Source organism: Kluyvera sp. STS39-E, from assembly GCF_040932435.1.
GTDB lineage: Bacteria > Pseudomonadota > Gammaproteobacteria > Enterobacterales > Enterobacteriaceae > Kluyvera.
Genome location: NZ_JBFQGA010000007.1, coordinates 253760 through 272390, shown reverse-complemented (window position 1 = coordinate 272390; position 18631 = coordinate 253760). Strand labels below are relative to the sequence as shown.

Annotated in this window: 15 protein-coding genes, 1 pseudogene and 1 other annotated feature; of the genes and pseudogenes, 8 read left to right on the top strand and 8 right to left on the bottom strand. The window is 52.1% G+C overall.

Annotated elements, in window-relative coordinates:
- Nucleotides 1-11 precede the first annotated feature (11 nt).
- The 5 genes from AB4K05_RS17355 to ettA all read right to left on the bottom strand — a co-directional run bounded on the left by AB4K05_RS17355 (nucleotide 12) and on the right by ettA (nucleotide 8281).
- Complete coding sequence (locus tag AB4K05_RS17355) at nucleotides 12-1214, bottom strand: capsule biosynthesis protein (RefSeq protein WP_368481186.1); 1203 nt, start codon at nucleotides 1212-1214, stop codon at nucleotides 12-14.
- Between the two features lie 16 nt (nucleotides 1215-1230).
- Nucleotides 1231-3255 carry a capsular polysaccharide biosynthesis protein gene (locus AB4K05_RS17350; protein ID WP_368481185.1) on the bottom strand — a complete coding sequence of 675 codons (2025 nt, stop codon included), beginning with the start codon at nucleotides 3253-3255 and terminating at the stop codon, nucleotides 1231-1233.
- A gap of 21 nt (nucleotides 3256-3276) precedes the next feature.
- On the bottom strand, nucleotides 3277-4947 hold the full coding sequence (locus AB4K05_RS17345) for a polysaccharide biosynthesis/export family protein (protein ID WP_368481184.1): 1671 nt from the start codon (nucleotides 4945-4947) through the stop codon (nucleotides 3277-3279).
- A 30-nt stretch (nucleotides 4948-4977) separates the two neighbouring features.
- The gene (locus tag AB4K05_RS17340; RefSeq protein ID WP_368481183.1) at nucleotides 4978-6135 is read right to left on the bottom strand and encodes a capsule biosynthesis protein; all 1158 of its coding nucleotides are present in this window, start codon (nucleotides 6133-6135) and stop codon (nucleotides 4978-4980) included.
- Nucleotides 6136-6613: 478 nt separating this feature from the next.
- On the bottom strand, nucleotides 6614-8281 hold the full coding sequence (gene ettA / locus AB4K05_RS17335) for an energy-dependent translational throttle protein EttA (protein WP_368481182.1): 1668 nt from the start codon (nucleotides 8279-8281) through the stop codon (nucleotides 6614-6616).
- 219 nt (nucleotides 8282-8500) lie between these two features.
- On the opposite strand from ettA, the gene sltY reads away from it, so the two are divergent.
- Both sltY and trpR read left to right on the top strand, forming a co-directional pair.
- Nucleotides 8501-10438: a murein transglycosylase gene (sltY, locus tag AB4K05_RS17330; protein ID WP_368481181.1), complete on the top strand. Its 1938-nt coding sequence runs from the start codon at nucleotides 8501-8503 to the stop codon at nucleotides 10436-10438.
- 63 nt (nucleotides 10439-10501) lie between these two features.
- The gene (gene trpR, locus AB4K05_RS17325) at nucleotides 10502-10831 is read left to right on the top strand and encodes a trp operon repressor (RefSeq protein ID WP_368481180.1); all 330 of its coding nucleotides are present in this window, start codon (nucleotides 10502-10504) and stop codon (nucleotides 10829-10831) included.
- 114 nt (nucleotides 10832-10945) lie between these two features.
- Here trpR and yjjX read toward each other — a convergent pair whose 3' ends face one another.
- Nucleotides 10946-11461 (bottom strand): inosine/xanthosine triphosphatase, encoded by a 516-nt coding sequence (gene yjjX / locus AB4K05_RS17320; RefSeq protein WP_368481179.1) that lies wholly within the window; start codon nucleotides 11459-11461, stop codon nucleotides 10946-10948.
- A 53-nt stretch (nucleotides 11462-11514) separates the two neighbouring features.
- On the opposite strand from yjjX, the gene gpmB reads away from it, so the two are divergent.
- Entirely contained in the window at nucleotides 11515-12162 is a 648-nt protein-coding gene (gpmB, locus tag AB4K05_RS17315) for a 2,3-diphosphoglycerate-dependent phosphoglycerate mutase GpmB (protein WP_368481178.1), read from the top strand.
- Here gpmB and robA read toward each other — a convergent pair.
- The gene (gene robA / locus AB4K05_RS17310) at nucleotides 12159-13028 is read right to left on the bottom strand and encodes an MDR efflux pump AcrAB transcriptional activator RobA (RefSeq protein ID WP_368481177.1); all 870 of its coding nucleotides are present in this window, start codon (nucleotides 13026-13028) and stop codon (nucleotides 12159-12161) included. The two genes, gpmB and robA, sit on opposite strands and share 4 nt — an antisense overlap.
- Before the next feature lie 211 nt (nucleotides 13029-13239).
- On the opposite strand from robA, the gene creA reads away from it, so the two are divergent.
- Nucleotides 13240-13731, top strand: a complete 492-nt coding sequence (gene creA / locus AB4K05_RS17305) for a protein CreA (protein ID WP_368481176.1) — start codon at nucleotides 13240-13242, stop codon at nucleotides 13729-13731.
- 39 nt (nucleotides 13732-13770) lie between these two features.
- Here creA and arcA read toward each other — a convergent pair whose 3' ends face one another.
- On the bottom strand, nucleotides 13771-14487 hold the full coding sequence (arcA, locus tag AB4K05_RS17300; protein WP_368481175.1) for a two-component system response regulator ArcA: 717 nt from the start codon (nucleotides 14485-14487) through the stop codon (nucleotides 13771-13773).
- Nucleotides 14488-14583: 96 nt separating this feature from the next.
- Here arcA and yjjY point away from each other — a divergent pair.
- The 4 genes and pseudogenes from yjjY (at nucleotide 14584) to thrA (ending at nucleotide 18629) form a co-directional block, all read left to right on the top strand.
- Nucleotides 14584-14725, top strand: a pseudogene (yjjY, locus tag AB4K05_RS17295) (protein YjjY).
- 400 nt (nucleotides 14726-15125) lie between these two features.
- Nucleotides 15126-15812: a tRNA/rRNA methyltransferase gene (locus tag AB4K05_RS17290; RefSeq protein ID WP_368481174.1), complete on the top strand. Its 687-nt coding sequence runs from the start codon at nucleotides 15126-15128 to the stop codon at nucleotides 15810-15812.
- A 184-nt stretch (nucleotides 15813-15996) separates the two neighbouring features.
- Nucleotides 15997-16086 carry a thr operon leader peptide gene (gene thrL / locus AB4K05_RS17285; RefSeq protein ID WP_074398816.1) on the top strand — a complete coding sequence of 30 codons (90 nt, stop codon included), beginning with the start codon at nucleotides 15997-15999 and terminating at the stop codon, nucleotides 16084-16086.
- Nucleotides 16025-16142, top strand: a sequence feature (Thr leader region). Its footprint overlaps the gene before it by 62 nt.
- Nucleotides 16143-16166: 24 nt before the next feature.
- Nucleotides 16167-18629: a bifunctional aspartate kinase/homoserine dehydrogenase I gene (thrA, locus tag AB4K05_RS17280; protein ID WP_368481173.1), complete on the top strand. Its 2463-nt coding sequence runs from the start codon at nucleotides 16167-16169 to the stop codon at nucleotides 18627-18629.
- Nucleotides 18630-18631 lie beyond the last annotated feature (2 nt).

Here is an 18631-nt window from a genome sequence, read left to right as displayed (position 1 = left end):
AATTGTCATTTCTAGGATTGAGCAGTTTGGTAAATAAAATTGCCCCCATAAAACACCGCATTTATCTGCGTAGTCTCCAGCAGATAACTGCGGAATCTCCCCAGCAGTTCCATATCTGGCTGAAATCCCGCCGTCCAAAACTGGTGCAGATGGCCCTGATACGTTAACCCTTTCATATCGTACAGGGCATCGCCCATCACCTTTAGCGGTTTGTTGTGAATGAGCGCCGACAGACCCGCCGTACTGTTGATTGTCACCACCGCTTTCGCGTGCTTTAACATCTCCGGCATGGGTAAGTCGTGCACGTACAGAACCCGGTTGCGAATTCCATATTTCTTACTCAGCCTGTTGATTAGCGGCCGGTACAAACGATGGCCGCGATCCATCGGGTGGTGTTTAAACACCAAAAATTTGGTGGCTGGCGCTTTGGTGGCGAAGGAGTACATCACTTCGTTGATATAATCGCGCACGTCTGCATAGCTGCTGTGGCTGCGGATCTGGCTATCGTTATAAACCTGTAGGATCGCTAGGTAATAACGTTTATCCAGCTTTGTCTGCAGCCGGGGCAGCACATCATATTCTTTAAAGGCATACCAGTGTTTTCGCCGCCAGGCGCGGATCCAGCAGCGCATTTCATACCACGGTGAGAACGATTTATGATGGCGGTAAACCGGGTAATCGTGACGATGAAACCAGCCTTCTAGGTAATACCATGTTGCATGCCAGTAGCGTAGGCGGGTAGAGGGATTCAGCAGTTGGATGTTGCGCGGTGGCATTTCGGGCAAGCGGCGGTAAAAATTAGGGTCGCGGGGTAGGGAAGACCAGGCGTTGACGCCGCCTTCCTCAAGCGTAATAAAGTGTGGACGCAAATAACCCTCTTCGAATGCCAAGAAGCGCAGCCCCTTAGCCTGTGCCCACTGGCGAGCCGCCTGATGCAATGGGCGGCAATCGCCAAAGCACACCAGCGTGTCAAAGGGGTAGGTTTTCCACGTTTCTTTTAGCCAGTGGGCGAAATGGTGGGGCGTCTGGTTATAGCGCAGTATGGGTCGCTTCCGGCAATAGAAACGATCTCCGCCGTTAAAAACTACGTTAACCGCTTCTCGTCCTTTGCTTTCCAGCCATTCGGCAAGGTCGGCGAAAAACGGCCCCATTGGCCCTTGTAAAAGCAGATAACGTTTACCTGCCAAGAGCTTGCTCATTGCTGTGCTGTCCATGCCTCAGCCCTCGAAGTTAGTTAAATTTTACCCGGTAAAGATTCACGCCTTTGCGCCACCATCGCGCGATCCGTCCTGCTTTTTTCCGCGTAATGTTTTCTGGCCTTGTCTGCTCCATCAGCCATGCAGCGGCCTCTTCTACGTGGATCACGCGCTTATCCTGTGGGTGGATATAGGTGGGATAAACAATCAGCGTTTGATAAATAAGATCGGCTAAGGTCAGCGTACGGTTTCGGCGCGGGCAGGTGTGTTCGTCTCTGGTTAACCCCCATCCGGCGTAAAACGGTAGGCCGTAGCAGTACACCGTTTTGCCATGCATTAATGCTTCAAAACCTGACAGCGAGGTCATGGTATGCAGCTCATCACAGCTTGTGATGCAGTCGATAATGTCAGCATCCGCTGCCACGCAGTCTGCTAGTTTTGTCATCTCATCGCCGTCAATATGCCCAGGACGATTTCCCGCTAGCACATCTGGATGTGGCTTATAGATGATAAAGGCATCCGGGTTACGCTGGCGCACCGTGCGCAGCAGTGAGAGGTTACTTTGAATGCTGAGGGTTCCGGTCGCGATAGACGCGTCGTTTTCCACCTGGCCTGGCACCAACAGCACACGTTTGTCGTTAGCGGCGGCGGGTAATTGCCAATGTTTGCCCAAGTTATATTTGCTGAGTTTACTGTCGACTAGCGTCTTCTGTAGTGCGAGCGCTCGGCTGCGTTCATCACCGTGAAGCGCTGAGCGGCTGAGCAAAATTTCTAGGTCGCTGGCGCGGTGGGCATCGTAGTAGATCCCTGTTTTATCCAGAACCAGAGAAAGCGGCATCAGCAGGTCGGAACCCAGTCCAGATGAACGCAGAAATCCATCCTCCATCCGCCAGAGCGGAAGATTTTGCGCTTGCGCCAATGGCTTAAATTTTGCTTCGCCATTAACCCCCCACACTACGCAAGCGGTGGCAGTGGGCGATTTTTTATTGAAACTGACCTTATTGCCCGGCGCGGTGAGGAAGGTTTTCATGACCGCGCTCTTCCATAGCGTCAACCCCGGAGCCCAAAGGTGCCCACTGCGTGAGATCATATGTTGCCGCTGTAGCCGTAGTGCATGTAGTACGTCGAACAGCGTGCCCAACTCACCGGTATTCGGGTTGAGGTAGCGTGAATACCGTAGCAAAGCCGCGCCGATTAGCTGCAGTAACGTGGCATGGCCGCGTCTATCTGTGGCCAGCGACTGCGCCTGTGGATGGCGATCGTCCGTTAGCCCCCATCCCGCATACCACGGCAGACCGAAGCAGGTGACGGGCTTCCCCGCCATCAGCGCTTCGATACCGTACTGTGAGGTTACGGTGTAGACGTGGCTGGCGTAGCGCAACAGTGACTGCGGGCTGACATCCTGCGCAAAAAGGCGAATGCGAGGATCATTGAGGTGGCTGGAGAAGTGACCCCGTTTTTTGCCGCTCAGTACATCAGGATGGGTTTTGACCCAAATCTCAGCCTCGGGGTTTTCTTCGCGTGCGGCGGCGAGCATCTCGCTGAAGCTCTTGGCTGATGCACCGCCCAGCGTTATCGATACATCACCATATGTCTGGTCAATGACCAGCACGATAGGCTTTATATCCCCATCGGTGGTGTAGGGAATGGCGTGGTTGTACTTAGAAAGATCGCCTCTAACGATAAGATCAATTGCGGATCGGGCCTGGGCCGCGAAAGTATTATCTGCGCACTCCTGCTGAATTAGCTGCTCCAGCCGGCTAGGCTGGCTGGCATTGTAGTAAATCCCTAAATCATCAACCACGATAGAGAGCGGCGGATGACCTTCTATACCAAGGCCGAGAGAGCGAATAAAGCCATCTTCTAAGCGCAAAATGGGAAGACCCGCCGCCCGCGCTTTGGCTGCGGGCAGGACGGTGTTCTCCTTCATTCCCCAAACTGCGATGGCTGAGATATCGCTGGGGATTGCACCGTTTATCGACAGCTTACGGCAGGGCTGGCCGAGAAACTGATTCAGATGGGGGATCTTCCAAATCCCCCCGGAGTAGATGCCGATCATGATGCTCCCTGCATTCGCACGTTAAATATCCAGAATGACTTTCGCCGCGACGGCCAGTTGGTAAAGAATGGTGGAGATACCGCGCGTCACCTCGATGTTCTTCGACTCGTACTTTGGCAGAACCATAATTTCATCGCCTGCGGTGAGGTCGCCAGCGTCGTCTGCATTGACTGCGGAACCATCCTGATGGATGACAATAATTTTCGACTGCCCTGATTTTTGCGTCAGGCCGCCGCATTTTTCGATGTAGTCGTCGGCGTCAAGCTTGCTTTCCCAGCTAATGGCGTTGGGGAATAGCACTTCGCCGTGAACCATCACCAGTGACGTTTTCTCTGGAATGCTGATGACGTCACCATCTTCCAGTAAAACGGAGTCGATATTTTTCTCATTCAGAACCACTTGGCCCTTTGGCACAACTTGGCGCGCTTTCGCCACAAAACGGCTGACCAGCTGTGCTTCTTGCATACGCAACTGTGCCTCCTCACGAGTCGACGATTGGGACGAAAGAGACGCCTGTTCTAGCTTTTGCAGTGCAAGATTGAGCATCTCTTTTTGACGAATGGCGACAGAGTGGCGATAAAGCTGGATGCTGTTCATCTGCGACATGCTGTTGGAACGCATCTGCACCAGTACTTGTTTCATGGTTGCGCCGTAAGGCAGTACCAGCGCATGTTCACCGGAGTGCGCCCCTTCTATGCGCACCTGAATGGTCCCCGCGTAGCGGTCAGAGCTGACAATCAGTTTGTCGCCGTCTTGCAGTGTGCGCCCGCTAGCTCCGCTCAGTGGGTAGTACTCCGTGCGTTTGACGGTGCCCTGCTGACGGACAATCGTGAAATGCGTTGCGCCCGGTTTGGGCCGTGCCCAGCTCAGCGCTTCATTCACCGAAATCGAACTGTTGGCAAATTCGAAGTCGTAGCTGTTATAAACATCGCCATCCACGCTGAAGGTGTATTTGCGTGGGCCAACGACGATGGTGTCGCCATCAGAGAACTGCGACAGGTTAAGTGTGCCGTTGAGCAGAAAGTCATACAGGTTGACGCGAGAACGCGTCGATTTCCCACGCTTGATGCTGATGTCGACATAGCTACCGCGTTCGCTATCAACGCCGCCGGCTTTGCTCAGATAAGAAAGCAGTGAGTCGGAAGCCACACCGCCATACAGACCGGGGTTTTTAACGTAGCCGGTGACAAACACTTTCACCGGCTGTGCCTGAAGGAGCGAGGCGTATACGTTCACGTTTGCTTGATACACCTCTTTCACTTTGGCGGCGACCAGCGCGTTGAGCTGACCATTTGGCACACCTGCCACCTTAAGCGGCCCAATATTGGGCACAAAGATGTTGCCTTTCGGATCGACGGGCAGCGCGCCATCAAAATTAAACGCGCCCCACAGGCGCACTTGAATGGTATCGCCAAGAGAAACCACGTAGCTTGGGTTAAAACCGATGCTGGCACCGCTGTCGGCGGTGGAGCCGTTAAATAGCTGCGCGCCAAACATCCGGCTTAATACTGGTACCTCGCTCACCGGTGGGGAATTATCAAAGCCATTATTGGCTTGGGCTGACTTTTGTCCTATCAGTAAAGGGGATAACGGCGCGGCACCGGTGAGTTCCGGATCTGCGGTGACCCCTGTCGCGTAGGCCTGGCCCAGATGAAGTAATGCGAGCAGAAATACCGAGTTAGCTAATTTCATAATGCACTCTGTTAAAAATGGATCAGGCCATCAGTCTTTATGGTCTTCAATAATGCCCAACAGCAGTTTGGCGGTACCAAACAGCAGGCTGCATACCAAAAGCCAACCCAACAATAAGTAAGGAATATTGGGGAACGATGACTCTTGTGGGCGCTGTGGCGAGCTAATCACCGCCAAGGTTTTTAGCTTGCGAGCGCTTTCCAGACGGGTTTTTTCCAACGCTTTCAGCGCCAGAGCGTAGAGGTCTGCATCAAACGTTACCGTGCCCTTAATCTCTTCGAAATCGGCGGCCATACTGTTGAGCTTCTTCCCTTCGGGGGCGGTGATTTTGCTCTGCTCCTCATCAATTTGAGACTGAAGCGCCTTAATGGCATTTTTAGCGCTGACCACCTGCGGTGCGTCAGCGCGTAAATAGGTCAGCAAGTTGCGCAGGTCGGCTTCCATCTCAATTTTTTTACCAATCAGCGTATTCACCAGTGTCGTTGCCGCTTCAGCAGAGGCCGCAGGATCGAGTACGTTGTTCTTATTTTGATAGCTGAGAAGTTGCTTTTTGCTTTCGTTCAGGCGCTGACGGGTTTGGCGCAGTTCTTCCTCGGCAAACTGCATTTGTTCGCGTGAAATACGATGGGAGAGTTCATTGATAAATCGCTCCGACTCTTTCAGTACTGCGAGGTTAAACGCCTGAGCGAATTCTGGAGTAAAGCCCTGGGTCTGGATATTGAGTAAACCCGATTTTTCGTCATAAGCGATGGTGATTCGGTTGCGGTAGTAATCAAGAAATTCTTCCGAACTGGCGTCATCGGAGAGATGGAAAAAAAGATCCCAGCCGCTCTGACTAAACGCGTGGTGGAAGTTTAACTGTTTATCCAGCGCCTTCAGCATGTCGGGGGAGTTAATATATTCTTTTAAATAGAGGGAGTCTTCCGCTGATGATGGATTCGATGCTCCTAATAGCAGACCAACATTCAGGCTAGTGCTGTCGATTTCATTTGGGCGCTTTACCGCGACCTTAGATTCGCTCATGTAGCGCGGCTGGCTGAAAATCACCAGATATATCACCAGCATTGCCATGGGGGTCGTGATAATGATGTGCCCAAGATAGCGCTGTAGTGAAATGATGAAAACACGTTGCCGCCAGCATCGTACTCGCTGGAAAAGATTATCAATAAAGATCTGATTAGTTTTCATAGTTCCGAACGTGGTTTATTTATAAAAATATTCAAGAGATGAATTATTGATTTTCTAACGTTGGAAGCAACGATGTGGTTTATTTATATTAGACATATCAATCCAATCCTTTGTGAATGTCTGTTAATAATGATTTATTCTATTCCGAATATTATTTTCATGAATTAATGCTATCATTTCTGATGTCGGCGCTATTTGTAGCACAGCCGCCCCGGCTTCTCAATCCTGTTACCTGTAAAATACAATGAATGTTTTAGATGATATTTTATATGTGAATTTGATTTAATTTCCCATATATCATTTTTTATGGTTTATGGGCGTTTATTTGAGTAGTGAAGGTGTTTTTTGATTTAATTAAAATAGCGAAGGCGCGTTTTATTAAGAGCAAATAAAAAGCCCCGCAGATAGGTTCTCTCCTACCAACGAGGCTTGGTTTGATGCCGGGAGTGCTGATGCTTTCCCGGCCTACAGCGGCAGTTTACTTGGTAATACGTTTGTACTTAATACGTTTCGGCTCCAGCGCATCGGCGCCCAGCGTACGTTTCTTGTACTCTTCGTATTCGGTAAAGTTACCTTCAAAGAATTCCACTTTGCCTTCATCCTGGTAATCCAGAATGTGGGTGGCAATACGGTCAAGGAACCAACGGTCGTGCGAGATAACCATTGCACAGCCAGGGAACTCCAACAGGGCGTTTTCCAGTGCGCGCAGGGTTTCGATATCCAGGTCGTTGGTTGGTTCATCGAGCAGCAACATGTTGCCGCCAACCTGCAGCAGTTTCGCCAGATGCAGACGACCACGCTCACCGCCGGACAGTTCGCCGACGCGTTTGCCCTGATCAACACCTTTGAAGTTGAAGCGGCCCACGTAGGCACGGCTTGGCATTTCGGTGTTGCCGATCTTCATGATATCCAGACCGCCGGACACTTCTTCCCACACGGTTTTGCTGTTATCCATCGCGTCACGGAACTGGTCAACGGAGGCCAGTTTCACGGTCTCGCCCAGCGAGATAGTACCGCTATCAGGTTGTTCCTGACCGGACATCATGCGGAACAGCGTTGATTTACCCGCGCCGTTCGGACCGATAATGCCGACGATTGCGCCTTTCGGTACTGAGAAGCTCAGGTCGTCGATCAGTACGCGATCGCCATAGGATTTACGCAGATTAGTGACTTCAACGACTTTATCGCCCAGACGTGCTCCAGGTGGGATAAACAGTTCGTTGGTTTCGTTACGCTTCTGGTATTCGGTGTTGTTCAGCTCTTCAAAGCGTGCCAGACGGGCTTTGCCTTTAGACTGACGGCCTTTCGCGCCCTGACGAACCCACTCCAGCTCTTTTTCAATCGACTTACGACGAGCCGCTTCCTGAGAAGCTTCCTGCGCCAGACGCTGATCTTTTTGCTCCAGCCAAGAGGAGTAGTTACCTTCCCATGGAATACCTTCACCACGGTCAAGCTCCAGAATCCAACCGGCAACGTTATCGAGGAAGTAACGGTCGTGGGTAATCGCCACAACGGTGCCTTCGAAGTCGTGCAGGAAGCGCTCCAGCCATGCCACGGATTCAGCATCCAAGTGGTTGGTTGGTTCATCAAGCAGCAGCATGTCTGGTTTTTCCAGCAGCAGGCGGCACAGCGCTACGCGGCGGCGTTCACCACCGGACAGCTTCTCAATTTTAGCGTCCCAATCCGGCAGGCGCAGGGCGTCGGCCGCACGCTCAAGCTGCACGTTCAGGTTGTGACCGTCGTGCGCCTGAATGATTTCTTCGAACTTGCCCTGTTGTGCGGCGAGTTTATCGAAGTCGGCGTCAGGTTCAGCGTATTTCGCATACACTTCGTCTAAGCCTTTCAGTGCGTTAACCACTTCGGCTACCGCTTCTTCAACGGATTCACGAACGGTATGTTCAGGGTTCAGCTTTGGTTCCTGTGGCAGGTAACCAATCTTCAGACCAGGCTGTGGGCGCGCTTCACCTTCGATGTCGGTATCGATACCGGCCATGATACGCAGCAGGGTGGATTTACCAGCGCCGTTCAGGCCCAGTACACCGATTTTTGCTCCAGGGAAGAAGCTCAGAGAGATGTTTTTAAGAATATGACGTTTCGGCGGAACGACTTTGCCGACACGATGCATGGTATAAACGAATTGAGCCACGTGGACTTCGCCTCTTTTATCGTGATGAATAGACTTTTCAAAGGCGAAGTGTAGCTGTTTTCCCTGTTCAATCCCAGCAGGCAAATTTAACCGTGTTAAGACACGGATAAAACGTAAAAAAGTGTGCATAACGTGGAACATTTAGCCATCAGTAGTTAGCATAAATTGATTACGCGGCACGATGCTGCACTGACGTAACGTGACAACGAGGAAGAGCCTGTGGAAACAGCCAAACAATTTACGTGGCGTCTGCTGGCAGCGGGCGTCTGCCTGCTGACCATCAGTAGCGCGGCCCACGCTGATTCGCTGGATCAGCAGCGCAGCCGCTATGCGCAAATCAAACAGGCGTGGGACAACCGCCAGATGGATGTGGTCGAGAGTTTGATGCCAACTCTGCGCGACTATCCGCTGTATCCGTACCTAGAATATCGCCAGCTTTCCGGCGATTTGATGAATACACCCGCGCTGTCTGTGACACAGTTTGTGCAGGCCAATCCTACGTTGCCTCCCGCCCGGTCGCTTAAAAACCGCTTCGTCAATGAGCTGGCACGCCGTGAGGATTGGCGGGGTCTGCTGGCTTTTAGCCCAGACAAGCCAGGCACCGCGGAAGCACAATGTAACTATTACTATGCAAAATATACCGTCGGCGATACTCAAGGCGCATGGGAAGGGGCCAAAACGCTGTGGCTGAGCGGGCAGAACCGACCGAATGCCTGCGATAAGCTCTTTAGCGCTTGGCGCACATCCGGCCAGCAGGATCCTCTCGCTTACTTGGAACGTATCCGTCTGGTGATGAAGGCTGGGAATACCGGGCTTGTGAAGGCGTTGGCGTCGCAGATGCCGGCACAGTATCAAACCATTGCGACCGCGATTACCGACCTCGCCAACAATCCTAACAACGTTCTGACTTTTGCCCGCACCACCGGGGCGACCGATTTTACCCGTCAGCTCGCCGCCGTGGCGTTTAGCAGCGTGGCCCGTCAGGATGCCGAAAATGCGCGTCTGATGATCCCATCGCTGGTGCAAGCACAGCAGCTTAACGAAGAGCAAACCCAGGAGCTACGGGACATTGTCGCTTGGCGTCTTATGGGAACAGATGTGACCGACGAACAGGCCCGCTGGCGTGATGATGCCATTATGCGTTCGCAATCAACCTCGTTGATCGAGCGCCGAGTTCGTATGGCGCTGGGAACTGGTGATCGCGCAGGGTTGAATACTTGGCTGGCGCGGCTACCGATGGAAGCCAAAGATAAGGATGAGTGGCGCTATTGGCAGGCCGATCTGCTGATGGAGCAGGGGCGTGACGATGAAGCGCGACAGATTCTATTGTCCTTGATGCAGCAGCGCGGCTTCTATCCGATGGTGGCGGCGCAGCGCTTGGGCGAGCCATATGCCCTGCGGGTGGAGAAAGCGCCGGGGGGTATCTCTCCTACGTTGAGCAGTGGTGCTGAAATGGCACGTGTGCGTGAGTTAATGTACTGGAATCAGGATAATACCGCGCGCAGCGAGTGGGCCAATCTGGTGAGCAGCCGCAGCCAAACCGAACAGGCGCAGCTGGCACGCTACGCGTTTGACCAAAACTGGTGGGATCTCAGCGTGCAGGCAACGATTGCCGGTAAGCTTTGGGACAATCTGCAGGAACGTTTCCCACTGGCTTATAAGGATCTGTTTACCCGTTACACCTCGGGGAAAGATGTGCCGCAAAGTTATGCTATGGCCATTGCGCGTCAGGAAAGCGCGTGGAATCCGAAGGTGAAATCGCCGGTGGGGGCGAGCGGACTGATGCAGATCATGCCGGGCACGGCAACGCATACGGTGAAGATGTTTAATATTCCGGGATACAGCAATCCGATTCAGCTGTTGGAACCGGAAACCAATATCAACATTGGTACCAGCTATCTGCAGTACGTTTACCAGCAGTTCGAAAATAACCGCATTTTTGCCTCTGCGGCGTATAACGCCGGTCCTGGTCGAGTGCGAACCTGGCTTGGCAACAGCGCTGGGCGCATCGATGCGGTGGCGTTTATCGAGAGTATTCCGTTCTCGGAAACCCGAGGCTACGTGAAGAACGTACTGGCCTATGATGCTTATTATCGGCATTTTATGGGCGAGAAAGAGGACGTCCTGTCGAGTAATGAGTGGCAACGACGTTACTGATGCGTAATACCTGTGTTATGCTTGTACTCGCTTAAGAGTACATGCATAACACGGTGGACCATCATGACCCAACAATCCCCTTATTCAGCGACGGTTGCTGAGCATCGCAATCAGGAGTGGCTTCGTTTTGTCGAGCTTCTGCGTCTGGCGTATACCGACGAGCTGGCGCTGCCTCTGTTAAATTTAATTATGACTCCGGATGAGCGTGAAGCGCTGGGGACGCGTGTACGTATTATTGAAGAGCTGTTGCGCGGTGAAATGAGCCAGCGTGAGCTGAAAAACGAGCTCGGAGCGGGGATCGCGACGATCACCCGTGGATCGAACAGCCTGAAGTCAGCGCCAGTTGAGCTTCGCCAGTGGCTAGAAGAGACGCTGCCGAAAACGCAGCCGTAGGCCGGATAAGGCAGAGCCGCTATCCTGCCTGATGGCGCTACGCTTATCAGGCCTACAATCGGCTAATCCGTAGGCCGGATAAGGCGAAGCCGCCATCCGGCAATGACGTTTAGTCTAGCGATACAGCGCGTTGTGGAAAGGGCTCAACGCTAGCACAACCGCCTGATGGTAAACGCTGCTGCGGGTGAGCACGCCGCCGGTAAATACGCCAATCGCACCTTCCTTATTGCCAATCTTATCGATGCCGGTGAATTTTGACATCACCGGTCCCAGCGCAACGCCCGCCTGAACCTGCTCTAGAATAACTTCCGGTAGCGGCAGCGTCGCCGATCGCGCTTCTCCGCGCTGTTCACGACTTTCAATCACCACCCAGCTGAAAGTGGCACCTTCATCGATACCTGCTTCAATGGCGACCCAGAAATCGGCATTTGGCTGAATTAGACGTGCGTTAGCGATCCGATTGCGTGCGCCCGCTCGTGTCTCACTGCTACCAAATGGCTGCTCGGGTACGCCAGTATCGACGGAGACTGGCGTGATTTGGCAGGATCCTTCACCAAATATCTGGTCAAATGCGACAAGAATCGCCTGAATTTTGGCAGGATTGGTGGTAGCAACGACAACTTGATGCATAATCTACACAACTCATTCAATTAAATGTCATCGCAGTATAACGGATAAAAAACATGTTACAGGTATATCTTGTTCGCCATGGCGAAACGCAGTGGAACGCCGAACGGCGTATTCAAGGCCAGTCGGATAGTCCTCTGACGGCTAAAGGAGAGATGCAGGCAGTGCAAGTGGGAGAACGCGTTCGTACCTACGGCATCACCCATGTTATCGCCAGCGATCTGGGGCGTACGCAACGTACCGCCCAGATCATTGCCGACGCATGTGGCTGCGACGTGATCCTCGATGCCCGCCTGCGTGAATTGGATATGGGCGTTCTGGAGCAGCGTCATCTTGACTCGCTGAGTGCGCAAGAAGAAGAGTGGCGTCGGCTGGTGGTAAACGGTACCCCGGATGGACGCATTCCAGAAGGCGAATCAATGCAGGAGCTCAGCGAGCGTATGCGCGCCGGGCTTGCTGCCTGTCTTGATCTGCCGACAGGAAGTCGCCCGCTGCTGGTGAGCCACGGTATTGCGCTTGGCTGCTTGGTGAGCACGATTCTGGGATTACCTGCGCATGCGGAGCGTCGTTTACGCTTGCGTAACTGTTCAATTTCGCGCGTCGACTATCAAGAAAGCCTGTGGCTGGCGCCGGGATGGGTGGTTGAAACGGCAGGGGACGTCTCACATCTGGACACCCCTGCATTGGACGAATTGCAGCGTTAACGGCGAATTGGGATCAGGTACTCGCAGCGTAGCATAATTGGCGGTTCCTGATTCCGTGCCTCATCCTGCGGGAAGAAGCGTTCGATATCTTGGCCCTTACGACGAGTCAGGTTGAGCATTGGCATGCAGGTGCCGTAAAGCGTCAGGATAAACTCCTGCAGCCCCGTACCAAGACCTTCATAGGTAAACATCACGTACTCGCCGCCCTCAAGGGTAACGGGATGAGCATTGTGGATGTGTCCGTTTGCCAGCTCCGGCGTGAGCGCGGTGGTATAAAACACTTCCTGCTCGTCATCTTTTTCCAAGCTTGGACGTGGCTCATGCAGCCCGTACAGTATCGGTGGAATAGACGGCGAATTGCCGAGGAAATCGGTCCAGAACTGCACGCGCATTTGCTGACGGAAATCGGAAATCTCTTCGAGCTTGCAGGTGTAGCTTTGGGTCACGCCCATCAGATGCGTGGTCGGCTGGGTGACAAATTCGTATTTCGGCATTGTAAACTCGCCCAAGCGCAGCGGCGGACGCATGCCGAATGAGCTCCAGTCTGGAGAGCGACGGTACAGCGCAGGCGTCAGCGAGAATTGCTTTTTAAAGGCGCGAGTAAAGGTCTGCTGAGAATCAAAACGATACTGGAGTGCAATATCGAGAATAGGGCGTGCAGTCAGGCGTAACGCAACGGCAGATTTAGACAGACGGCGAGCACGAATATAAGCACCAATAGCATGACCGGTAACGTCTTTGAACATACGTTGCAGGTGCCATTTGGAGTAACCGGCTTTTGCCGACACATTATCCAGCGATAATGGCTGATCTAAATGACCTTCCAGCCAAACGAGGAGATCGCGAATAATTCCAGCTTGATCCATATAATGCCCTCATCCTTAATGTCTTAGGTGCCTGTTACCAAGGTAGCGGATAATAGCATCTTTTGCTGTTTTAGCATTCAGTGTTTTTTTTATGCATAAGTGCGTTTTTACATTAGAAATGACGCTGTTTTTTGCAAAGCTGTGATCTATAAACACTTTACAGTCGGATGTTGAATTGTCACTTAACTTAATTAATGAAAATGGTAACAATATGAAATACAAGAAATTAATGGCTAGCCTGTTGTTAGGGGCCTTCAGCCTGGGCGTCCATGCGGAGCAAATTGGTTCTGTTGATACGGTTTTCAAAATGTTTGGCCCCGACCACAAAATCGTCGTCGAAGCCTTCGATGACCCGGACGTCAAAAACGTCACCTGCTATATCAGCCGAGCGAAAACCGGCGGTATCAAAGGGGGATTAGGCTTAGCGGAAGATACGTCCGATGCGGCGATTTCCTGCCAGCAGGTTGGTTCGATTGTGCTGACCGATAAAATCAAAAATGGCAAAGCGCAGGGCGAAGTGGTGTTCCAGAAACGCACATCGCTGGTGTTCAAAAAGCTGCAGGTGGTGCGTTTTTATGATGGTAAACGTAACGCGCTGGTCTATCTGACCTATTCAGACAAGGTCGTTGATGGTTCGCCGAAGAATGCGATAAGCGCAGTGCCGATTATGCCGTGGGGGAATGAAACCGGGTCGGCAAAATAAGGACAAATAAAAACGGCGCTGAAAGCGCCGTTTTGTTTTCTATTCCTGCAGCTCGCCGCAGAAGCGGTAACCTTCGCCGTGAATCGTGGCGATGATTTCCGGGGTATCCGGCGTAGACTCGAAATGTTTACGGATGCGACGGATGGTCACGTCAACCGTACGGTCGTGTGGCTTCAGCTCACGACCCGTCATTTTCTTCAGCAGTTCAGCGCGAGACTGAATCTTGCCCGGGTTTTCACAGAAGTGCAGCATGGCGCGGAATTCGCTACGCGGCAGCTTGTACTGTTCACCGTCCGGACCAACCAGAGAGCGGCTGTTGATGTCCAGCTCCCAGCCGTTGAACTTGTAGCTTTCTACGCTACGGCGTTCTTCGCTGACGGTACCAAGGTTCATGGTACGAGACAGCAGGTTGCGCGCACGGATGGTCAGTTCACGCGGGTTGAATGGCTTGGTGATGTAATCATCTGCGCCAATTTCCAGACCGAGGATCTTGTCGACTTCATTGTCGCGACCGGTCAGGAACATCAGGGCGACATTCGCTTGTTCACGCAGTTCGCGCGCCAGCAGAAGGCCGTTTTTCCCCGGCAGGTTGATATCCATGATTACCAGGTTGATATCATTCTCAGACAGGATCTGATGCATTTCCGCGCCATCGGTCGCTTCGAAAACATCGTAGCCTTCTGCTTCGAAAATACTTTTTAACGTGTTGCGTGTTACCAACTCGTCTTCAACGATAAGAATGTGCGGGGTCTGCATGTTTGCTACCTAAATTGCCAACTAAATCGAAACAGGAAGTACCAATAGTCCCTGACCTGCCTGATGCATGTCGAAAATTAACATGATCGGCGTAACATGACTAAAGTACGTAATTGCGTTCTTGATGCACTTTCCATCAACGTCAACAACATCATTAGCTTGGTCGTGGGTACTCTTCCCTCTGGACCCGACAGTGTCAAAAACGGTTGTCATCCTAACCATTTTAACAGCAACATAACAGGCAAAGAGGCACCAGACCGCCAATAAACCTACGCTTCGTTGACATATATCAAGTTCAATTGTAGCACGTTAACAGTTTGGTGAAATCATCACACTCGTATGATAACGCTTATCACATTTTTTCCACAACTCAAGTAGTTGCACAGGTTAACTGATAAATGCGGTGAATCCAATTGATATTGCGCTATCGTAATGAAAATAGTTCGTATAAACATATAGATATATAGGTTCTATTAACATTAGCAAGTGATGGTTTTAGCGGGAATAGTTTAGCAATGTTTATGTGTTATGAAACATCATTTCATCGATTTTTGTTGCCTTTTTGTAAATTCGCGCTGCGCAATATGTTGAACTACATCACATTATTGCCTGATAACAGTCAATTAAGAGAACTTTAAATGCGCTTATCTATCGTGCTGGTTGCACCAGCAAGAGCCGAGAATATCGGTGCGGCCGCCAGGGCCATGAAAACAATGGGATTTAATGACCTGCGTATCGTGGATAGCGTCGCGCATCTGGAACCCGCTACCCGATGGGTGGCGCACGGCTCGGGCGATATTATCGATGGCATTACAACCTACGAAACGCTCGAAGACGCGCTGCATGATGTTGATTTTACAGTCGCCACCACCGCACGTAGCCGCGCGCGGTTTCACTACTACGCAACGCCGCAGGAGTTGGTGCCGCTGCTGACAGAGAAATCACAATGGATGAACCACGCGGCGCTGGTGTTTGGCCGCGAAGATTCCGGGCTGACTAACGAGGAGCTGGCGCTGGCCGATGTGTTAACTGGCGTACCGATGGTTGCGGATTACCCATCTTTGAATCTGGGGCAGGCGGTGATGGTCTATTGTTACCAGCTCTCCTCGCTATTACAAACGGCGAACGCGCCGGCAACGGCGGGTGACGAAAATCAGTTGATTGCGTTAAGAGCGCGTATCACAACCTTGCTTGAGCGACTTGATGTCGCCGGAGATGCAAAACTTGCTGATTGGCTGCAACAGCGTATCGGCTTATTTGAGCATCGTGATACGGCAATGTTGCACCGATTGCTGCATGATATTGAAAAAAATATACCAGAGTAAAATTCCGTCATTATGTTTTCTTATGGTTTTATGTGTTGGTGTTTTACTTGGCTTATGGCGGTTGTGGTGGTTTATCGGCAGAGGTACGGGCTCTTCTGAATTGATTGCGGAACGTGATGAAGTTAAAAATTCATTGACTTAGACAGGCAGATACTTTAACCAATATAGGCATACAGACAGAAAAATGACAGAGCACACAACATCCATGATTCGCATCAGCAGCATTATGACAATTACGACCACCACTATTACCACAGGTAACGGTGCGGGCTGACGCGTACAGGAAACACAGAAAAAAGCCCGCACCTAAACAGTGCGGGCTTTTTTTTCGACTAAGGATCAAGGGGTCAAACCATGCGAGTCTTGAAGTTCGGCGGTACATCAGTGGCAAACGCGGAAAGGTTTCTGCGCGTAGCCGATATCTTGGAAAGCAACGCCAGGCAGGGGCAGGTAGCAACTGTGCTCTCTGCCCCGGCAAAAATCACCAACCATTTGGTGGCGATGATTGAAAAAACCATTGGCGGGCAGGAAGCGCTGACCAATATTACCGACGCCGAACGTATCTTTGCTGAATTGCTCTCAGGGCTTGCCGACGCCCAACCGGGTTTTCCGCACGCTGAACTGAAAGCCGCCGTTGAGCTCGAATTTGCCCAGATCAAACATATCCTGCACGGTATCAGTCTGCTGGGGCAGTGCCCAGACAGCGTCAACGCAGGCCTCATTTGCCGTGGGGAAAAACTCTCTATCGCCATTATGGCCGGGCTGCTTGGCGCGCGTGGCCATAACGTCACGGTGATTAACCCGGTTGAAAAACTGCTGGCCGTTGGTCACTACCTTGAATCGACTGTCGATATTACGGAATCCACCCGCCGCATCGTGGCAAGCCAAATCCCATCTGACCATATGGTGCTGATGGCGGGTTTCACCGCTGGCAACGAAAAAGGCGAGCTGGTCGTTCTGGGGCGTAACGGCTCCGATTACTCTGCTGCCGTGCTGGCTGCTTGTTTACGCGCCGACTGCTGCGAAATCTGGACCGATGTTGACGGTGTGTATACCTGTGACCCGCGCCAGGTTCCCGATGCTCGTTTGCTGAAAAGCATGTCTTACCAAGAAGCGATGGAGCTTTCCTACTTTGGCGCCAAAGTGCTGCATCCACGCACCATTGCGCCAATCGCCCAGTTCCAGATCCCTTGTCTGATTAAAAATACCGGTAATCCGCAGGCTCCGGGTACGCTTATCGGTGCGAGCCGTGATGAAGATGATTTGCCAGTCAAGGGCATCTCTAATCTCAACAATATGGCGATGTTCAACGTCTCTGGCCCCGGTATGAAAGGCATGGTTGGCATGGCCGCCCGCGTGTTTGCGACGATGTCGCGCGCCGGGATCTCGGTTGTGCTGATCACCCAGTCATCGTCCGAATACAGCATCAGTTTCTGTGTACCGCAGAGCGACTGTGCGCGAGCGAAAAAGGTGATGGAAGATGAGTTCTATCTGGAGCTCAAAGAAGAACTGCTGGAGCCGCTGTCCATCATGGAGCGTCTGGCTATCATCTCTGTCGTTGGCGATGGCATGCGCACTCTGCGCGGTATCTCGGCCAAATTCTTCGCCGCGCTAGCGCGCGCCAATATCAACATCGTCGCTATCGCCCAAGGGTCTTCCGAGCGCTCTATCTCCGTAGTAGTGAGCAACGATGATGCGGTAACCGGTGTACGTGTGACGCACCAAATGTTGTTCAACACCGATCAGGTGATTGAAGTGTTCCTGATAGGCGTTGGCGGTGTCGGCGGCGCGCTGCTGGAACAAATTAAACGCCAGCAGGCTTGGTTGAAGAAAAAGCACATCGACCTACGCGTTTGCGGCGTGGCGAACTCCCGCGCGCTGCTCACCAACGTGCATGGGCTGAATTTGGAAAACTGGCAGGCTGAGCTGGCGGAAGCCAAAGAGCCTTACAATCTTGGCCGCCTCATTCGTTTGGTCAAAGAGTACCATCTGTTGAACCCGGTGATCGTTGACTGTACTTCCAATCAAACCGTTGCCGATCAATACGCTGACTTCCTGCGCGAAGGCTTCCACGTGGTGACGCCGAACAAAAAGGCTAATACCTCATCGATGGATTACTACCATCAACTGCGCCATGCGGCAGGTCAGTCACGGCGTAAATTCCTCTACGATACCAACGTAGGCGCGGGTCTGCCGGTGATTGAAAACCTGCAAAACCTGCTGAATGCGGGCGATGAACTGCAGCGCTTTTCCGGCATTCTTTCAGGTTCGCTGTCGTTTATCTTCGGTAAGCTTGATGAAGGTATGAAGCTGTCGGAAGCAACGAAAGTGGCGCGCGAAATGGGCTATACGGAACCGGATCCACGTGACGATCTTTCGGGCATGGATGTGGCGCGTAAGCTGCTGATCTTGGCGCGTGAAACCGGGCGTAACTTGGAACTCAGTGATATTGTCGTCGAGTCAGTGTTGCCATCAAGCTTTGATGCCTCGGGTGATACTGATAGCTTTATGGCGCGTCTGCCGCAACTGGATGACGAGTTTTCGGCCCGCGTGGCGAAAGCCCGCGATGAAGGTAAAGTGTTGCGCTATGTGGGCAACATTGAAGAAGACGGCGTTTGTCGGGTAAAAGTTGCCGAAGTTGACGGCAATGACCCGCTGTATAAAGTGAAAAATGGTGAAAACGCCTTGGCGTTCTATAGCCACTATTATCAGCCGCTGCCGCTGGTGCTGCGCGGTTATGGCGCAGGTAACGATGTTACGGCGGCAGGGGTATTTGCCGATCTTCTGCGCACATTGTCATGGAAGTTAGGAGTTTAAAC

Excerpts from the sequence above, each read along its gene's own strand:
- AB4K05_RS17355 (WP_368481186.1), bottom strand. The coding sequence starts at position 1,214 with ATGGACAGCACAGCAATGAGCAAGCTCTTGGCAGGTAAACGTTATCTG.
- AB4K05_RS17350 (WP_368481185.1), bottom strand. The coding sequence starts at position 3,255 with ATGATCGGCATCTACTCCGGGGGGATTTGGAAGATCCCCCATCTGAAT.
- AB4K05_RS17345 (WP_368481184.1), bottom strand. The coding sequence starts at position 4,947 with ATGAAATTAGCTAACTCGGTATTTCTGCTCGCATTACTTCATCTGGGC.
- AB4K05_RS17340 (WP_368481183.1), bottom strand. The coding sequence starts at position 6,135 with ATGAAAACTAATCAGATCTTTATTGATAATCTTTTCCAGCGAGTACGA.
- trpR (WP_368481180.1), top strand. The coding sequence starts at position 10,502 with ATGACCCAACAATCCCCTTATTCAGCGACGGTTGCTGAGCATCGCAAT.
- yjjX (WP_368481179.1), bottom strand. The coding sequence starts at position 11,461 with ATGCATCAAGTTGTCGTTGCTACCACCAATCCTGCCAAAATTCAGGCG.
- gpmB (WP_368481178.1), top strand. The coding sequence starts at position 11,515 with ATGTTACAGGTATATCTTGTTCGCCATGGCGAAACGCAGTGGAACGCC.
- robA (WP_368481177.1), bottom strand. The coding sequence starts at position 13,028 with ATGGATCAAGCTGGAATTATTCGCGATCTCCTCGTTTGGCTGGAAGGT.
- creA (WP_368481176.1), top strand. The coding sequence starts at position 13,240 with ATGAAATACAAGAAATTAATGGCTAGCCTGTTGTTAGGGGCCTTCAGC.
- arcA (WP_368481175.1), bottom strand. The coding sequence starts at position 14,487 with ATGCAGACCCCGCACATTCTTATCGTTGAAGACGAGTTGGTAACACGC.
- AB4K05_RS17290 (WP_368481174.1), top strand. The coding sequence starts at position 15,126 with ATGCGCTTATCTATCGTGCTGGTTGCACCAGCAAGAGCCGAGAATATC.
- thrL (WP_074398816.1), top strand. The coding sequence starts at position 15,997 with ATGACAGAGCACACAACATCCATGATTCGCATCAGCAGCATTATGACA.
- thrA (WP_368481173.1), top strand. The coding sequence starts at position 16,167 with ATGCGAGTCTTGAAGTTCGGCGGTACATCAGTGGCAAACGCGGAAAGG.